Origin of the sequence: Gordonia sp. IEGM753 (genome assembly GCF_050321825.1) — a bacterium.
In the GTDB taxonomy this organism is placed as follows: domain Bacteria; phylum Pseudomonadota; class Gammaproteobacteria; order Pseudomonadales; family Pseudomonadaceae; genus Aquipseudomonas.
Window position 1 is genome coordinate 1,460,535 of sequence record NZ_JBNQGB010000001.1, and the last position, 21,737, is coordinate 1,482,271.

15 protein-coding genes and 1 tRNA gene are annotated in these 21,737 nt (G+C 60.2%); 14 read left to right on the top strand and 2 right to left on the bottom strand.

The features are described from left to right. Positions 1-24 precede the first annotated feature (24 nt). The 7 genes from fdnG to ACQR3R_RS06740 all read left to right on the top strand — a co-directional run bounded on the left by fdnG (position 25) and on the right by ACQR3R_RS06740 (position 9,086). The gene (gene fdnG / locus ACQR3R_RS06710) at positions 25-3,090 is read left to right on the top strand and encodes a formate dehydrogenase-N subunit alpha (protein ID WP_428271232.1); all 3,066 of its coding nucleotides are present in this window, start codon (positions 25-27) and stop codon (positions 3,088-3,090) included. Continuing rightward, on the top strand, positions 3,091-4,026 hold the full coding sequence (gene fdxH / locus ACQR3R_RS06715; protein WP_428271233.1) for a formate dehydrogenase subunit beta: 936 nt from the start codon (positions 3,091-3,093) through the stop codon (positions 4,024-4,026). Next, positions 4,023-4,676 carry a formate dehydrogenase subunit gamma gene (locus ACQR3R_RS06720; protein ID WP_428271234.1) on the top strand — a complete coding sequence of 218 codons (654 nt, stop codon included), beginning with the start codon at positions 4,023-4,025 and terminating at the stop codon, positions 4,674-4,676. Before fdxH ends, ACQR3R_RS06720 begins: the two co-directional genes overlap by 4 nt. Positions 4,677-4,682: 6 nt before the next feature. Beyond that, positions 4,683-5,609 carry a formate dehydrogenase accessory protein FdhE gene (gene fdhE / locus ACQR3R_RS06725; protein WP_428271235.1) on the top strand — a complete coding sequence of 309 codons (927 nt, stop codon included), beginning with the start codon at positions 4,683-4,685 and terminating at the stop codon, positions 5,607-5,609. A 49-nt stretch (positions 5,610-5,658) separates the two neighbouring features. Continuing rightward, positions 5,659-7,080 (top strand): L-seryl-tRNA(Sec) selenium transferase, encoded by a 1,422-nt coding sequence (selA, locus tag ACQR3R_RS06730; RefSeq protein ID WP_428271236.1) that lies wholly within the window; start codon positions 5,659-5,661, stop codon positions 7,078-7,080. After that, a complete protein-coding gene (selB, locus tag ACQR3R_RS06735; RefSeq protein ID WP_428271237.1) occupies positions 7,077-8,984 on the top strand; it encodes a selenocysteine-specific translation elongation factor in 1,908 nt (635 codons plus the stop codon). The genes selA and selB overlap by 4 nt, the downstream gene beginning before the upstream one ends. A 6-nt stretch (positions 8,985-8,990) precedes the next feature. Beyond that, positions 8,991-9,086, top strand: a tRNA-Sec gene (locus ACQR3R_RS06740). 43 nt (positions 9,087-9,129) lie between these two features. Here ACQR3R_RS06740 and ACQR3R_RS06745 read toward each other — a convergent pair. Further along, positions 9,130-10,437 (bottom strand): MFS transporter, encoded by a 1,308-nt coding sequence (locus ACQR3R_RS06745; RefSeq protein WP_428271238.1) that lies wholly within the window; start codon positions 10,435-10,437, stop codon positions 9,130-9,132. 95 nt (positions 10,438-10,532) lie between these two features. Next, on the bottom strand, positions 10,533-11,849 hold the full coding sequence (locus ACQR3R_RS06750) for an enolase C-terminal domain-like protein (RefSeq protein ID WP_428271239.1): 1,317 nt from the start codon (positions 11,847-11,849) through the stop codon (positions 10,533-10,535). A gap of 101 nt (positions 11,850-11,950) precedes the next feature. Between ACQR3R_RS06750 and ACQR3R_RS06755 the strand changes: the two genes are divergently transcribed. The 7 genes from ACQR3R_RS06755 to ACQR3R_RS06785 all read left to right on the top strand — a co-directional run bounded on the left by ACQR3R_RS06755 (position 11,951) and on the right by ACQR3R_RS06785 (position 21,736). After that, positions 11,951-12,916: a LysR substrate-binding domain-containing protein gene (locus ACQR3R_RS06755; protein WP_428271240.1), complete on the top strand. Its 966-nt coding sequence runs from the start codon at positions 11,951-11,953 to the stop codon at positions 12,914-12,916. A gap of 13 nt (positions 12,917-12,929) precedes the next feature. Then, the gene (locus ACQR3R_RS06760) at positions 12,930-13,886 is read left to right on the top strand and encodes a LysR substrate-binding domain-containing protein (RefSeq protein WP_428271241.1); all 957 of its coding nucleotides are present in this window, start codon (positions 12,930-12,932) and stop codon (positions 13,884-13,886) included. 845 nt (positions 13,887-14,731) lie between these two features. Next, on the top strand, positions 14,732-16,285 hold the full coding sequence (locus ACQR3R_RS06765) for a UxaA family hydrolase (protein ID WP_428271242.1): 1,554 nt from the start codon (positions 14,732-14,734) through the stop codon (positions 16,283-16,285). A gap of 29 nt (positions 16,286-16,314) precedes the next feature. Further along, positions 16,315-17,895: an aldehyde dehydrogenase family protein gene (locus tag ACQR3R_RS06770; protein WP_428271243.1), complete on the top strand. Its 1,581-nt coding sequence runs from the start codon at positions 16,315-16,317 to the stop codon at positions 17,893-17,895. An 81-nt stretch (positions 17,896-17,976) separates the two neighbouring features. Next, a complete protein-coding gene (locus tag ACQR3R_RS06775) occupies positions 17,977-19,194 on the top strand; it encodes a fumarylacetoacetate hydrolase family protein (protein ID WP_428271244.1) in 1,218 nt (405 codons plus the stop codon). Between the two features lie 37 nt (positions 19,195-19,231). Beyond that, a complete protein-coding gene (locus tag ACQR3R_RS06780; protein ID WP_428271245.1) occupies positions 19,232-20,560 on the top strand; it encodes an MFS transporter in 1,329 nt (442 codons plus the stop codon). Positions 20,561-20,656: 96 nt separating this feature from the next. Continuing rightward, on the top strand, positions 20,657-21,736 hold the full coding sequence (locus tag ACQR3R_RS06785; protein ID WP_428271246.1) for an AI-2E family transporter: 1,080 nt from the start codon (positions 20,657-20,659) through the stop codon (positions 21,734-21,736). Position 21,737 lies beyond the last annotated feature (1 nt).

Here is a 21,737-nt window from a genome sequence, read left to right on the forward strand (position 1 = left end):
GCTATCATTGATCAGGAGTGAACGATGGACCTCAACCGTCGTCAGTTCTTCAAGGTCGCAGGAATCGGCCTTGCAGGTTCGAGCCTCGGCGCGCTGGGCATGCTCCCAACGCCAGCCTTCGCCGAACAGGTGCGTCATTTCAAGCTCACCCATACCCATGAAACCCGCAACACCTGCCCGTATTGCTCGGTCGGTTGCGGATTGATCATGTACAGCCAGGGTGACCAGGCCAAAAACGTCACGCAAAGCATCATCCATATAGAAGGTGACGCCGACCACCCGGTGAATCGCGGCACACTTTGCCCCAAAGGCGCGGGTTTGCTGGATTTCATTCACAGCCCAAGCCGACTTCAATACCCGCAAGTGCGCAAACCCGGCAGTGCCGAGTGGACGCGTATTTCCTGGGATGAAGCGCTGGACCGTGTCGCCGACCTGATGAAGGCTGACCGCGACGCCAACTTCATTGAAAAGAATGCGCAAGGCCAAACGGTGAACCGCTGGTTGACCACCGGGTTTCTGGCGGCGTCAGCGGCGTCCAATGAAGCGGGCTACCTGACGCACAAGGTCATTCGCAGTCTCGGCATGCTGGGGTTTGATAACCAGGCGCGTGTCTGACACGGCCCGACGGTGGCAAGTCTTGCCCCGACGTACGGCCGTGGTGCCATGACCAATACCTGGACTGATATTGCTAACGCGAATCTGATCCTGGTCATGGGTGGCAACGCAGCAGAAGCGCACCCTTGTGGCTTCAAATGGGTGACCGAAGCCAAGGCGCATAACAAGGCACGCCTGATCGTGGTCGATCCGCGTTTTACCCGGACCGCCTCGGTGGCCGACTATTACGCGCCGATTCGTACCGGCACCGACATCGCCTTCATGGGCGGGCTGATCAATTACCTGCTGACCGAAGACAAGATCCAGCACGAATACGTGAACGCCTATACGGATGTGTCGTTCATCGTCAAAGCGGGGTTCAGTTTCGAGGACGGGATCTTCAGCGGCTACGACGTGGCCAAACGTACCTACACCGACAAGTCCGGTTGGGGTTATGAAATTGGTGACGACGGCTTCGCCAAAGTCGACCCGACGCTGCAAGACCCACGCTGCGTTTATCAATTGATGAAAGTGCACTACAGCCGCTACAACATCGATCTGGCCAGCCAGATTTGCGGGATGCCGGTGGACGCGATCCAGAAAATCTGGGAAGAGATCGCCACGTGCTCGCAACCGGGCAAGACCATGACGATTCTGTATGCGCTGGGCTGGACGCAGCATTCGATCGGTTCACAAATCATCCGCAGTGCGGCGATGGTGCAACTGCTGCTGGGCAATGTCGGGATGCCGGGCGGAGGCGTCAATGCCTTGCGTGGGCATTCCAACATTCAGGGCCTGACGGATCTGGGCTTGCTCTCCAACTCGCTGCCGGGTTACCTGACGCTGCCCGCCGATGGCGAACAGGATTACGACACCTACATCGCAAAACGGGCCCTCAAGCCGCTGCGGCCGGGGCAGCTGTCGTACTGGCAGAACTACGGAAAATTCCACGTCAGCCTGATGAAAGCTTGGTACGGCGCCAACGCCACGGTGGAAAACCATTGGGCCTACGATTACTTGCCAAAACTCGACATCCCCAACTACGACATTTTGAAAATGTTCGACCTGATGGGGCAGGGCAAGGTCAACGGCTATATGTGCCAGGGTTTCAATCCGATTGCTGCGCTGCCGGACAAAAACCGGGTCATGGCGGCATTGGCCAAGCTCAAATGGCTGGTGGTCATGGACCCGCTGTCCACCGAAACCTCGGAGTTCTGGAAAAACGTCGGACCCTATAACGACGTCACGTCAGCCGACATTCAGACTGAAGTCATTCGCCTGCCCACGACGTGTTTTGCCGAGGAGGACGGCTCGCTGGTCAACAGCAGCCGCTGGCTGCAATGGCACTGGAAAGGCGCCGATGGTCCGGGTGAAGCGCAAACGGACGTACGGATCATGAGCGAGTTGTTCCTGCGCCTGCGCAAACGGTACCAGGCCAACGGCGGGGCATTTGCCGACCCGATCCTGAAACTGTCGTGGCCGTACAAGATCACCGACGAGCCTTCGCCCGAGGAGTTGGCCAAGGAAATCAACGGCTATGCGGTGACGGATTTCACCGATGTCACCGGCGCGGCGGTCAAGGGCAATTCGCAACTGTCCGGTTTCGCTCAACTCAAGGACGACGGCAGCACGGCGTCCGGTTGCTGGATTTTCTGCGGCAGTTGGACCGAAATGGGCAACCAGATGGCCCGGCGCGACAACAGCGATCCGTTCGGCATGAAGCAACATCTGGGTTGGGCCTGGGCCTGGCCAATGAACCGACGGATTCTGTACAACCGCGCTTCGGCCGATCCGCAAGGCAAACCGTGGGCCGACAACAAAAGGCTGGTGTGGTGGAACGGCAAGGTCTGGACCGGCACCGACGTGCCGGACTACAAGGCCGACGTCGCGCCGGAGGCCGGGATGAACCCGTTCATCATGAACCCCGAAGGCGTGGCGCGTTTCTTTGCTGTCGACAAAATGGCCGAAGGGCCATTTCCTGAGCATTACGAACCGTTCGAGACGCCCATTGGCATCAACCCATTGCACCCCAACAACAAGAAAGCCACCAGCAACCCGGCGGCGCGCATCTTCGATTCCGTGTGGGAAACCCTCGGCGTGGCCAAGGATTACCCGTACGCCGCCACCAGCTACCGGTTGACCGAGCATTTCCACTTCTGGAGCAAGCATTGCAAGCTCAACGCGATTGCCCAGCCAGAGCAATTCGTCGAGATCGGCGAAGTGTTGGCCAAAGAGAAGGGCATCGTTGCCGGTGACCGGGTTCGGGTCAGCAGCAAGCGCGGTTTCATTGAAGCGGTGGCGGTGGTGACCAAGCGGATTCGTCCGCTGCAGGTTAACGGCCAAGTGGTGCACCACGTCGGCATCCCGCTGCACTGGGGTTTTACCGGGCTGACGCGCCACGGTTATCTCACCAACACCTTGGTGCCGTTCCTCGGCGATGGCAATTCCCAGACCCCGGAATCGAAGTCGTTCCTGGTCAACGTGGAGAAAATTTAGATGGCCAGCCAAGACATTATTGCCCGTTCGGCCACCACCACCGTGCCGTCGTCCGTCCGCCAGCAGGAAGAAGTGGCGAAGCTGATCGACACCACCAAATGCATTGGTTGCAAGGCTTGCCAGGTCGCTTGCTCGGAATGGAACGAGCTGCGCGACGAGGTCGGCCACAACCTCGGCACTTACGACAACCCGCAAGACCTGAGCGCAGAAACCTGGACCCTGATGCGCTTCACCGAGCACGAAACCGATGCCGGCAATCTGGAATGGTTGATTCGCAAGGATGGCTGCATGCACTGCGATGAACCCGGTTGCCTGGCCGCCTGCCCAAGCCCCGGTGCAATCATCAAGCACGCCAATGGCATCGTCGACTTCGATCAGGACCACTGCATCGGCTGCGGCTACTGTATTACCGGGTGCCCGTTCAACATTCCGCGCATCTCACAAAAGGATCACAAGGCCTACAAGTGCACGCTGTGTTCCGACCGGGTTGCGGTGGGGCTTGAACCTGCCTGCGTCAAAACCTGTCCGACCGGTGCCATCGTGTTCGGCACCAAGGAAGACATGAAGGTCCACGCCGCCGAGCGCATCGTTGATCTGAAAAGTCGTGGTTTCGACAACGCCGGGCTCTACGACCCGGCCGGCGTCGGCGGTACGCACGTGATGTACGTGCTGCACCATGCCGATACCCCACAGGTATACGCCGGGTTGCCTAAAGACCCGGCGATCAGCCCGTTGGTAGGGTTGTGGAAAGGCGTGAGCAAACCGCTGGCGCTGCTCGCGATGGGGGCTGCGGTGTTGGCCGGGTTCTTCCACTACGTGCGCATCGGCCCGCAGATCGTCGAAGAGGATGAGTTGCCACCCTTCAAAGACCCGGCGGTGCATGAAGTCGATCCGGCGGTGCACACCTTCGATCCGCGCGGGGAGGACAGACCATGATCCGCAAACAGATTCTTCGCTACACCGCCAACCAGCGCACCAATCACTGGCTGGTGGCGATCCTGTTTTTCATGGCCGCGCTCTCGGGGCTGGCGTTGTTTCATCCGGCGCTGTTCTGGCTGAGTAATCTGTTCGGCGGTGGGCCGTGGACACGGATATTGCACCCGTACATGGGCGTGGTGATGTTCGTGTTGTTCCTGGGACTGGTGATCCGCTTCTGGCGCGCTAACTTCTTTATTCACAACGACGGCTTATGGCTCAAACGTGTCGGGCGAGTGATCAAGAATGAAGAGGAGGGCGTACCGCCGATTGGCAAGTACAACCCCGGGCAAAAGCTGCTGTTCTGGACATTGTTGGCGTGCATGCTGGCGCTGTTGTTCAGCGGACTGATTATCTGGCGCGCCTGGTTCAGTGTTTACTTTGGCATTACCACCCTTCGCTGGGCGATGCTGTTGCACGCGCTCGCCGGGTTTGTACTGGTGTTGAGCATCATCGTGCACATCTATGCCGGCATCTGGATCAAAGGCTCGATCAGTGCGATGTTGCACGGCTGGGTAAGCCGCGCCTGGGCGAAGAAGCACCATGAATTGTGGTACCGCGAAGTGACCCGCGACGAACACCCCGAACGGCCGCTCAGCAAAAAAGGATAAGCACCCTTGGCGACGATTCTTGAGCCTGGCGAAATCGAAGCGGCGGCGAGTTCGCCCCCGTTCCTGCACCTGCCGCCGCACAATTTGTTTACCTTGCGTGCGCAGCGTCTGGAGCAACTGACAGCGGGCCATCCATTGGCCGATTACCTGCGCCTGGTGACGCAACTGTGCCACCTGCAGCAGGCATTGATGGACGATGCCTCGTTGGCCAAGCCATTCGATCCGCAGCGTCTTCAGGTTTGCCAGCAGCATGGGCTGCCACCCTTCGCAGCCGATACGCTGGTGCGTGAGGATCATTGGCAGCCGTACCTCGACGCTTTGCTTGAACGCTTTCAGCCACCGATGCAGACAAGCATCGACAAGGCACTGGGCTCCTTGCGCAACGCCAATGGTGGGCAGCGCAAAGCCTGGGCGGTTGCCTTGCTCAGCGGCCAATATTCATTGCTTCCTGGCGCATTGGTGCCGTTTCTGGGCGCTGCGTTGCAAGTGGCCTGGAGCAATTGGTTGCTGAACACACCCAACCTGGCGCTGAAACCCGGTGACAGCTTGAGCCAATGCCCGGCCTGCGGTTCACCGGCCATGGCCGGCGTGATTCGCCATCGCGCCAAGTACAACGGTTTGCGTTATCTGGTGTGTTCGCTGTGTGCCTGTGAATGGCATGTGGTGCGGGTCAAATGCGTGTACTGCGAGCAAAGCAAAGGCCTGGAGTACGTAAGCCTCGATGATGACCGTCACGCCGCCAACCAGGCGCCGACCCGGGCCGAAGTGTGCCCCGGTTGTCGCAGCTACTTGAAGTTGCTGTACCTGGAAAACGACGCCGAGGCAGAGGCATTATCGACCGACCTCAGCAGCCTGATGCTCGACATGCGTCTGGAACAGGAGGGCTATCAACGGCTGGCACCGAATCTGATGTTCGCGCCCGGGGCAGATTGAACGCAGCGGCTACACTCAGACGCGACGGTCAATCTTTCCAGGAGCCCTGATGTCCTCCAGCCCCGCCGCGCCAACCCTGCGTCTCCCTTCCATCGACAGTCTGCTGCGTCACCCGGCATGCCAGCCGATGGCTGAGCGTTTTGGGCGCGATGCGTTACTGGCGAGCCTGCGCCAATTACTGGATGACCTGCGTGAGCCGGTGCTTTCAGGGCAACTGGCAGCCGTCGAAATAACCCCAGAAGTGTTAGCGGGCAGGGCCGGTGAACGCTTGGCCACCCAGCACCGTAGCCAGGTGCGCCGCGTGTTCAACCTGACCGGCACGGTGTTGCACACCAATCTGGGGCGAGCGTTGTTGCCGGAGGAAGCCATCGAAGCAGTGCAAATGGCCGCGCGTTATCCGCTGAATCTGGAGTTCGACCTGCACAGCGGCAAGCGTGGCGACCGCGACGATCTGATTGAAGGGTTGATTCGCGAATTAACCGGTGCCGAAGCCGTCACGGTGGTCAACAACAATGCTGCCGCGGTGTTGCTGACGCTCAACAGTCTGGGAGCCCGTAAGGAAGGCATCATCTCGCGGGGTGAGTTGATCGAAATCGGCGGTGCTTTTCGCATTCCCGACATCATGGCGCGCGCCGGCGTAAAACTGCATGAAGTCGGCACGACCAACCGCACGCACGCCAAGGATTACCAGGCGGCCATCAACCCGCGCACGGGTTTGCTGATGCGTGTACACGCCAGCAATTACAACATTCAGGGTTTCACCGCGAGTGTGCCGACCGCAGAACTCGCCGCGTTGGCCCACCAAAACGATTTGCCACTGCTGGAAGACCTTGGCAGCGGCAGCCTGCTCGACTTGACCCGATGGGGCCTGCCCGCCGAGCCAACGGTGCGCCAGGCATTGCTCGATGGCGCGGACATCGTCACCTTCAGCGGCGACAAGTTGTTGGGTGGCCCGCAGGCAGGATTGATCGTCGGCCGTAAAGACCTGATTACCAAAATCAAGAAGAACCCGCTCAAGCGTGCACTGCGCGTCGATAAGCTGACGTTGGCGGCGCTCGAAGCCGTGCTCGGTTTGTATCGCAACCCCGACCGACTGGCCGAACGCCTGCCCAGCCTGCGCCTGCTGACACGGCCGCAGGCAGATATCTGCGCCCAAGCCCAACGATTGCAACCGTCACTGGCGCGCGTGTTGGGCGAAGACTGGAACGTCATGGCAGTGTCCGCACTGGGCATGATCGGCAGCGGGAGCCAGCCCGTCGCACGGCTGCCAAGTGCCGCGCTGTGTCTAAGGCCCAAGGTGTCCAAACGCCTGCGCGGACGGCAACTGCTGGGGCTGGAAGGGGCTTTTCGAGAATTGGCAATCCCGGTGCTGGGGCGCATCGATGACGACGCGTTATGGCTCGACTTGCGGCAACTGGACGACGAGCCGGCGTGGTTGGCACAACTTGAGCAACTGAAGGTACGAGGGTGATTGTCGGCACGGCGGGGCACGTCGATCACGGCAAGACGTCGTTGCTTGAAGCACTGACCGGGCAGGCCGGTGATCGGCGCCGCGAGGAACGTGAGCGCGGCATGACCATCGACCTCGGCTATGTGTATGCCGCGCTGGAGCCCGGGGCGCCGCTGACCGGGTTTATCGACGTGCCGGGCCATGAACGCTTCACGCACACTATGCTGGCCGGTGCGCAAGGGATCGATCTGGTGCTGCTGGTGGTCGCCGCCAACGACGGGGTGATGCCGCAAACCCGCGAACATCTGGCGATTGTCGAACTGCTGGGCATTCCACGGGCGCTGATCGCGATCACCAAATGTGACCGGGTTGATCCGGCGCGGGTGACCGCCGTCGAGCACCAGGTCCAGACGCTGCTGGCACCGGGGCCCTATGCCGATGCGCCATTGATAGCGCTGTCGAGCGTGACCCTTGAGGGCGTCGATACGCTGCGCAGCGCTTTGCTCGAGGCGCAAAAACACGTCCTTCAGCGCGCCACCCTGGGTGGTTTTCGGCTGGCGATTGATCGGGCGTTCAGCGTGGCCGGCGCTGGCATTGTGGTGACCGGCACCGCGCTGTCTGGCCAGGTCGCTGTCGGCGATTCGCTGCTGCTTGGCCCCATGGGCAAACCGGTTCGTGTGCGTGGCCTGCATGCGCAAAATCAACCCGCGGAACGTGCGGTCGCCGGTCAGCGCGTTGCGTTGAATCTCAGCGCGGAGCGCCTGGAGCTGAAGCAGATTCACCGTGGTCACTGGTTGCTGGCCGAGTGGCTGTTCGCACCCACCCGGCGCATCGATATCGAGTTGCAGTTGCTGGCCAGCGAAAGCAAGGCGTTTGAACATTTTCAGGCGGTGCACGTGCACCTCGGCACCCAGAACGTCACCGGTCGCGTGGCGTTGCTTGAAGGCACAACCCTGGCGCCCGGCGAGCGGACGGTTGCGCAAATCCTGTTGAACTCACCCGTACAGGCAGTGAAGGGCGATACGCTGATCCTGCGCGACCAAAGCGCCCAGCGCACGCTTGGCGGTGGACGCCTACTTGATCCGTTTGCGCCCACTCGGCAACGCCGCAGCCCCGAACGACTGGCTCAACTGCACACCCTTCAATCAACGATAAGCCTGGAACAGGCATTGCCCGCGCTGCTGGCCAGCAGTGATACCGGGCTCGACCCGCAGCAACTTGAGCGCCAGTTCAATCGTCTGCGGGAGAGCTGGACGCTGCCGCCTGATGTGCGCTTGATCGACACGCGCCAAGGCCAACGCCTGTTCAGTGCCCAGCGTTGGGATGCATTGAAACGGGCGATGCTGGAACAGCTGACACGCTTTCATCAACTCGAGCCCGACCAAATGGGACCGGACCGCGATCGCTTGCGCCGCTTCAGCGGTACGGCACTTGCGCGCCCGGCGTTCATCAGCCTGCTCGACGAACTGCTGCGCAGCGGCGCCATCGTCAACAGTGGCGCATGGTTGCACTTGCCCGAACACCAGGTGCGCCTGAGCGCAGAGGACGAAGCGTTGTGGCAGCAATTGCAGCCGGCGTTCGAACGGGCAGCGTTCGACGCGCCGTGGGTCCGCGAACTGGGTCAGGATGAGGTGGAGGTACGGTTGCTGCTGCGAAAAATGGCGCGCATGGGACGGGTTCACCAAGTGGTACGCGACCTGTTTTACACCGATGCGGTGTTGCGCCAATTGGCGTCTAAGCTTGTGCAATTGGCGGGGGATAACCCGGTGGTTCAAGTCGCGGCGTTTCGCGATGCAGTCGGTTTGGGCCGCAAGCGCAGCATCCAGATACTCGAATACTTCGACCGTCTCGGCCTGACCCGGCGTTTGGGTGACAAACGCCAGATACGGCTCGACAACGCATTGGCCCAGCAACAGGGGCACTGAGTTCAAGGAAGGCAATCGCGCCCGGTGGCGCGGCCGGGCTTCAAACCCGGCTGGGGACGGCATCCGTTCCCGGGCAGGTTCGACTCCGGCTGCCTTCCGCCATTTTCCGCAAGCAGGGCATCGTACCTGCCCGCAATGAATCACCTCAGGCCGGCGTCTCTTGCCCTTGGCGCAGCCGGGTGCTGATCAGCGCGGCAACGATCAACAGGCCTGCGATCACCAGCAAGCCATTGCGCGTGCTGCCAGTCGTTTGCTCGATCAGCCCCATGACGGAAGGCCCGACAAAACCACCGAGCAAGCCGCAGGTCGTGACGAACGCCAGACCACCGGCCAACGCGGTGCCGCTCAAGCGGCTGGAGGGGAACACGAAGACGATGGACTGCACCACGAACAGCATCAGCGCCGTCAGTGAAAAGCCGATAAGCCCTATATAGGAGTTGGAGAACGAGGCCAGCAGCAGCCCGGCCGACATGGTCAGCAGGCCGAAGAACAGAATGCGCCGGCAACGTTGCGGTGACGTGGCCAGCCGCGGAAAAGTGGCAGCGCCGATGGCCGCCGCAATCCATGGTACAGACGTCAGCAAACCGATCTGCAGTGGCGACAACTTACCGTAAGTGCCGATGATGCCCGGCAGAAAGAAGATAACGGTGTAAATGGTGATCTGGTGCACGAAGTACACGGCAATTGCCAGCCAGATCTGTTTATCGCGCAGCATCTGCCCGAGGCGCGTTTGTTGCGGCGCGTCCTGGCTTTCGGCTGTCAAACGGTCTTCGATTTCCCGGGCGTCAGCCGCCGACAGCCACGAGGCGGAGGAAGGGCCGTCAGGCAGTTTCTTCCACACCACATAGGCCAGCGCGACCGCAGGTAAACCTTCAAGCACAAACAGCCACTGCCAGCCATGGAAACCGAGCCAGCCATCGAGTTGCAACAGTGCACCGCCCAACGGCCCGCTCAAGATATTGGCCAGGCACACCCCAAGCAGAAAGTACCCGGTAGCGCGGGCCCGTTGTTCGCGGTTGAACCAGTAAGTGAGGTACAGCATGACGCCGGGGAACAGGCCCGCTTCGGCAACGCCCAGCAGCAGGCGCATGATGTAGAACGAGGTTTCGCCCTGGACGAACGCCATGCCCGCCGAGAGCAAACCCCAGGTGATCATGATGCGCGTGATCCAGAACCGCGCGCCGACCTTCTGCATGATCAGGTTGCTCGGTACTTCAAACAGCGCATAGGTCAGGAAAAACAACCCGGCGCCAAGGCCATAGGCCGCAGCCGATAGCCCAAGGTCGATGCCCATACTGGCTTTCGCCAGGGCAATGTTGGTGCGGTCCAGAAAACTCATGACGTACACCACAACCAGCAGTGGCATCAGTTTACGCAGCAGTAAATTTGTCAAACGCTGTTCATCACAAGCCGCGGGGGCCTGGGCAACCGCAGCAGTGCTTAGGATTGTCATTTTTATAGTCCTAATGTTGGCAAGTGCGCGTGTGTTGGCGCCCGGTAAAAAGGCGCCATTGTGCCGTTGCGCGAACGGCAGGTGCTGTTTATCGATCAGGATTGGGCAAGGTCAACCCACACCGCGCCGTTCGGGTACTGATAGCGTTCGAGTGTTTCAGGCGTCATTTCGATGCTGTAGCCGGGTTGTTTCGGCGGCATGTAGCGACCGTTGCGAATCACCACCGGCTCCAGGAAGTGCTCGTGCAAATGATCGACGTATTCCAGCACGCGATTTTGCAGTGAGCCTGAGACCGCGATGTAATCGAACAGCGAAATGTTCTGCACGTATTCGCACAAACCAACGCCGCCGCCATGCGGGCAGACCGGCACCTCGAACTTGGCGGCCATCAGCAATACGATCAACACTTCGTTGAGACCCCCCAGGCGAGCGGCGTCCAACTGACAGAAGTCCAATGCCTGCGCCTGGAACATCTGCTTGAACATCACCCGGTTGTGGCAGTGCTCACCGGTGGCAACGCCAATGGGCGCAATACGCTGGCGGATGGTGGCGTGACCGAGGATATCGTCGGGACTGGTCGGTTCTTCGATCCACCACGGGTCGAAAGCGGCCAGGCGGCGCATGTTCGCCACCGACTCATCGACGCTCCAGACCTGGTTGGCGTCCATCATCAGGGTGCGTTCCCAGCCGATTTCTTCGCGCAGGATCGCGGCGCGGCGCATGTCCTCTTCCAGGTCGGCACCGATTTTCTGTTTGAAGTGGGTCCAGCCATCCGCCACGGCTTCACGCGCGAGTCGGCGCATTTTTTCTTCAGAATAACCGAGCCAGCCTGGCGCGGTGGTGTAGCCGGGATAGCCTTCGTGCAGCATCTGCGCTTCACGTTTGGCTTTGCCGGGCACCTGGCGGCGGAGCAGGGCGATGGCTTCTTCAGGGGTGATGGCGTCTGTGACATAGCTGAAGTCGAGGCAGGCAACCAGTTGCTCTGGCGTCATGTCTGCCAGCAGTTTCCATACGGGTTTGCCTTCGGTCTTGGCCCACAGGTCCCACACCGCGTTGACGATGGCGGCAGTAGCGAGGTGAATCACGCCTTTTTCCGGGCCCAGCCAGCGCAGTTGGCTGTCACCCACGGTGATGTTGTGCCAGAAGCCGCCCATGTCTGCGGTGATTTCTTCCAGGGTCAAACCGACAATCAGCGGCGCCAGCGATTGCACCGCTGCCACGCAGATTTCATTGCCGCGGCCGATGGTGAACGTCAGTCCATGACCCTCCAGGCCTGCGGTGGAATCGGTGTGCAACACCACGTAGGACGCCGAATAATCCGGTGCGCTGTTCATGGCGTCAGAGCCGTCGAGTGTCCGGGAAGTCGGGAAGCGGATGTCGCGAACGCTCAGGTGGGTGATTCGAATACTCATGGAAAACTCTTTTTATAGGTGACCACTTGGGAAGCCGACTGTAGGGTGGTGGCCGATATAGGCATAATCGTCGATTCGTATAGATGGATATCAAAATTGATATGTCAAAACAGCCCGAAGACTCCGTGCTCGCCAGCCAGGTAGCCGCAAAAACGTTCAGCCCGCTGAAGATTTCCAGTCGCCAGATAGCGCTGCTCAATGCGCTCGGCGAATTCCGCAACTTGCGCCGCGCCGCCGCTGCGATGCACACCACGCAGCCGGCGGCCAGCCTGTTATTGCAACAGCTGGAAGAGCGTCTCGACGCGAAACTGTTCGAGCGTTTGCCGCGTGGCATGGAACCTACGCTGTATGGCGATGTGATGATCCGTTACGCCCACGGGGCCATTCATGAGTTCGAGCACGCCGAAGCGCAGCTCGCGGAACTGGCGCGGGGTGCGTCGGGCCTGGTGCGCATCGGCACCGTGATGGGCCCGGTGCCGACGTTGTTGACCCGTGGCGTGCTGGCGTTCAAAGCGGACAACCCCAAAGTACGTATCTGCATTGAGGTCGGGACCAGCGATACGCTGCTGCCGGCATTGATTCGTGGCGATTTCGATGTGGTGCTGGGGCGCCTTCCGGACCAGATCGACGGCCAGGGACTGGATATTCAGTTGTTCGAAAAGGGTGAGCAGATGCGCGTCATTGCACGCCCCGGGCACGCGCTGGCCCACGCGGCGACGTTAAGCCTGGCAGACCTGGTGCCCTTGACCTGGATTCTGCACCCTATAGGCAGCCCGATGCGCCGTCGCGTAGAAAGTGCGCTGCAGGCCGGGGGCATGGTGCAAACGCTGGACATCGTCGAAACCGCATCGATTCTGGCCACCACGGCGATGATCGAGGCGTCGGACATGATCGCGGTGGTGCCCAATGACGTGGCCGAGCATTACCAGCGCTACGGCATGGTGGTGATTTTGCCGGTCGAGCTACCCATTTCGATGGTCAACCTGGGTTTGCTGACGCGTCAGTCCCGGCCATTGTCAGCCGCTGTCAGTAAACTGCTGGGTTATCTCATTCCCTCTGCCTCATAAGGACGTGTCCTCGATGCCTACGGATATCACTTATTCCGCGTTCAGCAACTGGTTGAAGTTCAAGCATCTGGTGCTGATCGATTCGCTGGCGCGTACTCGCAACATGCACACCACCGCGCAGCAAATGAACCTTAGCCAACCGGCGCTCAGCAAAATGCTGCGCGACATCGAGGAGCAGTTTGGCTTTGCGCTGTTCGAGCGCTTGCCTCGCAGCATGCCGCCCACCGAGTTGGGTGAGTACGTGGTGCGCTATGCGCAAGTCTCGTTGAACGACTCGCAGCGCTTTGTCGATCAGGTCAATCGACTGCGCAAGGGTGGGCACGGTTTTCTGAAAGTCGGCGGGATATTTGCCGCCACTTCGGTGGTGTTGCCCGAGGCGATTGCCCTGATCAAGGCGCGCAGCGCATTGTTGTCCATCGAAGTGGTGGAGCAGTCCAGTGATCATCTGCTGGTGATGCTGGAGCAAAACAAACTCGACTTGATCATCGGCCGCTTCACCGACGAACGCTTCATGCAGTTGTTCGATTTTCAGCCGCTGGGCCCCGAGCCGTTTTGCCTGGTGGTCAACCACCGCCATCCCCTCAGCGAGCAGGGCGCGGTTTCGCTTGAGGCCTTGAACGATTGGCCGTGGATTCTGTACCCGGTCGGCACCCCGATTCGTGCGCGAATGGAAGCCGCCTTCAGCGCTGCCGGTATCGCCACGCCTGCGAATACCGTGGACACCATTTCCATGCCGACCTTTCTGCACCTGCTGCAATCAGGGCCGATGATCGCCATGTTGCCCGAGTCGATGGTGGTCAATCAGGTGCAGAGTGGCTTGCTGAAGGTTCTCGAAACGCCGCTGCAATTGGCACCGCTCGAATACGGAATACTGACCCGCAAACATGAACGCCTCACCGGCCCAACCCGCGAGTTCGCCGACATCCTGCTGGAATGCGCCCGCCAACGCCGAGCCAGCGAAATCAGCTGATTCAGACCATCAGTGAGAGTGGGTTTCACATTCAATATCCCCGTGGCCGAGACTCCCTATGGGAGCTGCGTGCCAGCGAAAGCGGATCGACGTCCAGCATTGATGTCGCCTGAAATGACCCTATCGCGAGCAGGCTCGCTCCCACATTGGATCTGTGTCGCACATCAATTCCGAGCCCGGCAGAAATTCCAACTGTGGGAGCTAGCCTGCTAGCGATGCAGTCCCTCAAGTTTTGGATCAATTCATAGAGCCTTAGCGTTTCATGGCTTGAATCGCTAATCCGCCAACCATAATTTGACCCATTGTTGATCCAGCGTGGCGAGGGGATTCATCCCCGATGGGACGCGCAGCGTCCCCAAAACCTGCGACGGCTTCGCCGCCAAACGGGGATAAATCCCCTCACCACAAGATCACTGCATTCAAACCACATACCCGTTTCATGGATTGAATCGCTAACCCGCCAACCATAATTTGACCCGCTGTTGATCCAGCGTGGCGAGGGGATTTATCCCCGATGGGACGCGCAGCGGCCCCAAAACCTGCGACGGCTTCGCCGCCGAACGGGGATAAATCCCCTCACCACAAGATCACTGCATTCAAACCACGTCTGCATTCAAACCACGTGCCTGCCGCCGGAACGCGCCCCGGGACATGCTGATAACCATTGGTTATCGCGCAATCGGAACCTTTCATTGGGAAATACGCGGGAGGCTCCTTAGAGTCATTACAGCTTCGTTCGGTGAACATCGAACCTGTAATAACAAGAGCTTACCCGCCGGTGCAGCACGTCTCTCAGCTCACGGATTGACGTCAAGGCCGGGCATTGCCGTCTCCTGAGAGGTTCCATGGAACTGATTGCCAAAACCCCGGCGTTCAACGCCACCGCAGCCGTTATTCGCCTTAATCCCCTGGACAACGTACTGATCGCCCGCCAGGCGCTGCCTGTCGGTTTGCGTCTGGAGCAGGAGCAGATCAGCGTCCGTCAGTTGATTCCCTCGGGGCACAAGGTGGCCACCGTTCGGGTGGAAAAGGGCCAGCCATTGCGCCGTTATGGGCAGATCATTGGCTTTGCCTCCCAGACCATAGAGGCCGGCGACCACGTGCATGTACAGAACGTCGAGATGGGCGATTTTTCTCGCGACTATGCCTTCGGTGTCGATGCTCATTCAATGCCGTCCACCGAAGCCTTTTTCCAGGGCATCGTGCGGGCCGACGGCCGAGTTGCGACGCGTAACTACGTGGGCATCCTGACGTCGGTGAACTGCTCGGCCACGGTGGCGCGTGCCGTCGCGGACTACTTCAGACGCGACATCCACCCCGAAGCGCTGGCCGCTTACCCCAACATTGACGGCGTAGTAGCGCTCACTCACAGCGCAGGCTGCGCCGTGGACCCGAGCGGTGAAGCGCTGGGCCTGTTGCGTCGGACTTTGGGTGGTTACGCAATTCACCCCAATTTTGCTGCCGTGTTGATTATCGGCCTGGGCTGCGAAACCAATCAGATTGAAGACCTGCTGGCAACTCAAGGCCTGACCAAGAGCGACCAGTTGCGTGCATTCACTATTCAGGGCGTTGGCGGCACATCCAAAACCATCGCCAGCGGCATCCAGCAAGTGAAAAGCCTGTTGGTACAAGCCAATGAGGTGCAACGCGAACGCGTCAGCGCCAGGCACTTGATCGTTGGCCTGCAATGCGGAGGTTCGGACGGTTACTCGGGGATCACCGCGAACCCGGCGCTGGGCAATGCCGTGGACCGTTTAGTGGCCGCCGGTGGCACGGCCATTCTTTCGGAAACCCCGGAAATCTACGGCGCCGAACATCTGCTGACACGTCGGGCCGTCAGCCGTGAGGTCGGTGAAAAGTTGATCGCACGCATTCATTGGTGGGAAGCCTATTGCGAACGCATGAACGCCGAACTCAACAACAACCCGTCTGCGGGCAACAAGGCCGGCGGCTTGACCACCATTCTCGAAAAATCCCTGGGCGCGGTAGCGAAGGCTGGTTCGAGCAATCTGGTGGATGTGTACGAGTACGCCGCCGCCGTGCGCGCCAAAGGCCTGGTGTTCATGGACACGCCGGGTTACGACCCGGTGTCGGCGACCGGTCAGGTCGCTGGCGGCGCGAATCTGATCGCGTTTACGACCGGACGTGGCTCGGCCTACGGCTGCGCGCCTGCGCCGTCGATCAAACTGGCGACCAACAACCGGGTGTTCGAGCATCAGGAAGAAGACATGGACGTGAACTGCGGCGGTATCGCTGACGGCACGACCAGCATCGAGGAACGCGGCGCGTACATCTTTGAACTCATGTTGAGTATCGCTTCTGGCGAGCGCAGCAAAAGCGAGCAGCACGGCTATGGGCAGAATGAATTTGTGCCCTGGCAGATCGGTGCCGTGACCTGAACCTCCCCACTCACAAGGCGAAAACTCTTATGCAGGTATCTGGACATAACTTCATTGGCGGTGCACGCAGTGCGCTAGGCGAGACACTGTTGCACAGCGTCGATGCCACCACGGGCGAGCAAATACCCGGCGCTTTTTACCAGGCAACGCTAACGGAAGTTGACGCTGCGGTACACGCCGCTGAAGCGGCTTATCCGATTTACCGCAACTTGCCAGCCGTGCGCCGGGCCGAATTTTTGGAGGCGATTGCCAACGAACTCGATGGCTTGGGCGATGACTTCGTCGCCTTGACCTGTCGCGAAACGGCGTTGCCCGCCGCGCGTATTCAAGGTGAGCGGGGACGCACCAGCGGCCAGATGCGCCTGTTTGCTCAAGTGCTGCGCCGGGGTGATTTCTACGGTGCACGCATCGATCAGGCACTGCCCGAGCGCAAACCCCTGCCGCGTCCGGACCTGCGTCAATACCGGATCGGCGTCGGCCCGGTAGCGGTGTTCGGTGCCAGCAATTTTCCGTTGGCGTTCTCCACTGCCGGTGGCGATACCGCCGCTGCATTGGCCGCGGGCTGCCCGGTGGTGTTCAAGGCGCACAGTGGACACATGGCGACTGCCGAGAAGGTGGCTGAAGCATTGATCCGCGCGGCCGAAAAAACTGGCATGCCAGCCGGGGTGTTCAATATGATTTTTGGCGGCGGCGTGGGGGCGGCGCTGGTTCAGCACCCGGGCATACAGGCCGTTGGATTCACCGGCTCGCTGAAGGGCGGGCGAGCCTTGTGCGACATGGCTGCCGCACGCAAGCAACCGATACCGGTGTTCGCCGAGATGTCGAGCATCAACCCGGTGATTGCCTTGCCCGAGGCGTTAAAGGCTCGCAGTGCAGTGATCGCCAAGGAGCTGAGTGCTTCGGTGGTGCAAGGCTGTGGCCAGTTCTGCACCAATCCCGGCCTGGTTCTGGGTATTCGTTCGCCGCAGATGAGCGAGTTCGTCGAGCAACTGCGAGGTCAAATGGCCGAACAGGCGCCGCAAACCATGCTCAATGCCGGGACGCTCGCCAGCTACGGTCGTGGCGTCGCGGCGCTGATCGCACACCCGGGCATCAAGCACCTGAGCGGTGCGGCGCAACAGGGGCATCAGGCACAACCGCAACTGTTCGAGGCCGACATCAAGCTGTTATTGGAGCATGACGAACTGCTTCAGGAAGAGGTGTTCGGGCCTTGCACCGTCGTGGTGTTGGCCGCTGATAAAAACCAACTGTTGCAGGCGGTGCGGGCCCTGCAGGGTCAACTCACCGCCACGTTGCTGGCGGACGACAGTGACCTGGTCGACTTTGTCGAACTGTTCGGACTGCTGGAACAGCGCGTCGGCCGAGTGCTGCTCAACGGCTATCCGACCGGCGTTGAAGTGTGTGATGCGATGGTGCACGGCGGGCCGTATCCCGCCACCTCCGATGCCCGGGGCACCTCTGTTGGAACCCTGGCCATCGACCGGTTCCTGCGCCCTGTGTGCTACCAGAACATTCCCGATGCGCATTTGCCCGACGCCCTGAAAAATGCCAATCCACTGGGCATCACCCGGTTGGTGGATGGCCAGGGCAGCCACCGCGCCCTGGGCTGAACACGCCCGCGATTAACGGCCGTGCGCGGTTCACTGAACGCCGTGCGGCTGATTCACTGACATCAACCAAAGAGTGTTGAGATGAATAACCCCTCTGCTGCAAACAGCTTGCCGCTACCAAGCTCCGATGCCCACGTATTTGATTCGGGAACCTGGGTCGGACGTGTCTGGCTGCCCAATGAAGGGCCGTCGGTGGTCTTGCTGAAAAATGCTGCGGTCTACGACATCAGCGCTCATGTCGCGACGATATCGGCGCTGCTCGAACTCGACGACCCCGTCACTTGGTTACGCGGCCTACGGTTGCCCGAGCCACTGCTTGAGCTGCAAGCCTTGCTGAATAACAGCGACCCGGCGCAGCAGGACAACACACGGCCATGGTTGCTGGCACCGATTGATCTGCAGGCAGTGAAAGCCGCTGGCGTGACGTTTGCCGCGAGCATGCTGGAGCGTGTGGTCGAGGAGCAGGCCAAAGGCGATCCGTCTGTGGCCCAAGCCATTCGGGAGACGCTCGTTGCGCAGATAGGCACCGATTTATCGCAGATTGTGCCGGGTTCCGAGCAGGCCGAGGCGCTGCGCAAAGTGTTGGTGGGGCAGGGCTTGTGGTCGCAATACCTGGAAGTCGGTATTGGCCCGGACGCAGAGATATTTACCAAGGCGCAACCGTTGTCCGCCGTCGGCCACGGTGCGTTGATCGGCATCCATCCTAAATCGAGCTGGAACAACCCGGAACCGGAAGTGGTATTGGCCGTCTCCAGCACCGGCAAAATCCACGGCGCGATGCTTGGCAATGACGTCAACCTGCGCGATTTCGAAGGTCGCAGTGCGCTGCTGCTGTCCAAAGCCAAGGACAACAATGCGTCGACAGCGGTGGGGCCATTCCTGCGTCTGTTCGATGACAGTTTCAGCCTGGACGACGTGCGCCGTGCCGAGGTTGATCTGCGCGTTGTCGGCGAAGACGGCTTCGTGCTCGAAGGCCGTAGCTCCATGCGCCAGATCAGCCGTGACCCGGTGGACCTGGTGCAACAGACCCTTAACGAAAACCACCAATACCCGGATGGGCTGGTGCTGTTTCTCGGCACCTTGTTTGCGCCCAAGCAGGACCGCGATCAACCGGGCGGCGGCTTCACTCACAAGCAGGGCGATGTGGTTGCGATCAGCAACGCGCAACTGGGTACGTTGTGCAACCGGGTCACCACCAGCGACCAAGCGCCGGTTTGGGATTTTGGTGTGCGGGCGCTGATTGAAAACCTGCACCGTCGTGAGCTACTGCAAGCCGCTGTGACCGCCCGGCAGCTCTGAGCGCTGCATGCCTCAACCAATAATAAGAAAGGCATCCATGAAAACACTGAAGAAGTATCAGACGCTGACCGTCATTTTGCTGCTGCTGATCGGCATCGTGAATTATCTGGATCGCAGTGCGTTGTCCATCGCCAACACCTCGATCCAGAAAGACATGCTGCTCAGCCCTTCGCAAATGGGCATTCTGCTGTCGGCATTTTCCATTGCCTACGCCTTCGCCCAGTTGCCGCTGGGCATGGTGATTGATCGGCTGGGCAGCAAAATCGCCTTGGGTGCTTCGTTGCTGGCCTGGTCGGTCGCGCAATCGATGTCGGGGCTGGTCAACAGTTTTGGCGCGTTTATCGGTTTGCGCATCCTGTTGGGCGTGGGCGAAGCGCCGATGTTTCCTTCAGCGGCCAAGGCGTTGTCAGAGTGGTTTGATGCAGAGGAGCGAGGCACGCCCACGGGCATTGTCTGGTCATCCACCTGCGTTGGCCCGTGCCTGGCGCCACCGCTGTTGACGCTGTTCATGGTCAACTTTGGCTGGCGTGGCATGTTCATCATTACCGGCGTCATCGGCTTGGTCTTAGGCCTGTGCTGGTTTGCCTTCTACAAAAGCAAAGCGCAGTACCTGGCCCAACTCGCGGACAGCGGTGAACTGCCGCCAGTACCGCAGACCGTGCCGGTGCCGGTTGCCGACACCGCAGCACCCAAGGTGTCTTTTTTTGCCGACTGGCTGGACCTGTTCAAACATCGCAGCACGTGGGGCGCGATCCTCGGTTTCATGGGCGTGATCTACATGCTGTGGTTGCACCTGACCTGGTTGCCGGGTTACTTCGAGCGTGAGCACGGGCTGGACCTGTTCAAGACAGCCTGGGTGGTATCGCTGGCCTACTTGTTCGGCGCCTTCGGCACGATCATCGCCGGACGGGTGTGTGACAGGCTGGTCAAGCGCGGCATGGGGATTCTGGGCAGTCGCAAGTGTACGGTCGTCAGCGGTTTGTTATTAGCGGCGGCGTTTACCGTGCCGTTGTCGTTTGTCAGTGACCTTACCGGTTGCATCATCCTGTTATGCCTGGCGCTGTTTTTCATCAACATGGCCAGCGCCACAGCCTGGATGATCGTCAATACCATCGTTGCCACACCGCGCGTGGCGTCCTTCGGCTCGATTCAGAACTTCGGCGGCTACATTGCCGGTTCGCTGGCCCCTATCGTGACCGGTTTCAGTATTCAGTACTCCGGTTCGTTCGCCACGGCGTTCATGATCAGCGCCGTGGTTGCGGTGTTGTCGGCACTGGCCTATTTCCTGTTGCTGAAAGAACCGATAGGCGAGGCAGCCGCTCACTTTGTGGCTCAGGATGCCCAACATTCGGCGGGTACTCGATGACGTTTTAAACGCGTTCGATTGTGCGTGGGCGATCAATCCAGCGTCTATGCTGGGCTGACCCTTTCTATTCTTTGCAGCGCGCTGCACGGAGGCTTCATGGAACCCACGCCCATCACCGAAAGAGTGCTGACCCGCAGCCTGCTTGACGTACTGATCCGTGCCGGGTTGATCGCCATTCTGGTGTTGTTTTGCTTCGAGATATTCCAGCCATTCCGCGACTTGATGCTGTGGGCGTTGATTCTGGCGATCACCTTGTACCCCTTGCAGCAGCGTCTGAAAGGGCCAATGGGGCAAAAGGACGGGCGTATTGCGGCGCTGATCATCCTGATCGCCATCGTCATTCTGATGGTCCCGATCTACGTGTTGGGCACCTCGATTGCTGACTCCGTCGAGCGCGCGATGGTCATGGTCAAGGGCGGCGGATTTCACATTCCGCCACCGGCCGATTCAGTGGCCAGTTGGCCTGTGGTGGGTAAGCCGATCTCCGATATGTGGGTGCAGGCGTCTACCGATCTGCCCGACCTGACCGCGAAATACATCCCGCAGATCAAGCATTTCAGCCTGGGGTTGTTGAGCAAACTGGCCGGTGTCGGCATGGGCTTCCTGACCTTTATGTTCGCCCTGATCATCGCCGGTATCTTCATGGCTCACGGTGAGGCGGGCAGCCGTAGCGCGGTGCAGATTGCATCGCGGGTCAGCGGTCCGGCCAAAGGTCCGCAAATGGCCCAACTGTGCACCGCAACCATCCGCGCCGTGGCATTGGGCGTCGTCGGCATCGCGTTTATCCAGATGTTGCTGGTGGGCTTGGGGTTTGTGATCAAAGGCGTTCCCGGCGCCGGTTTGCTGGCCTTGGCCGTGCTGTTGCTGGGCATCATGCAATTGCCGGTGTCGCTGATTACCGTGCCGGTGATTGCGTTTGTGTTCGCGACCGAAGGCGCCAGCACAGCCAGCATTATTTTCGCCATTTATGTGTTTGTGGCCGGGCTGGTGGACAACGTGCTCAAACCCTTGCTGCTGGGCCGTGGCGTCAACGTGCCAATGCCGGTGGTATTGATCGGGGCATTGGGCGGGATGGTCACCAGCGGCATCATTGGGCTATTCATCGGCCCGGTGGTGTTGGCAGTGGGCTACCAGTTGTTCTGGCAGTGGGTGCAGGATCGCCCGCAAGACGTTTGAA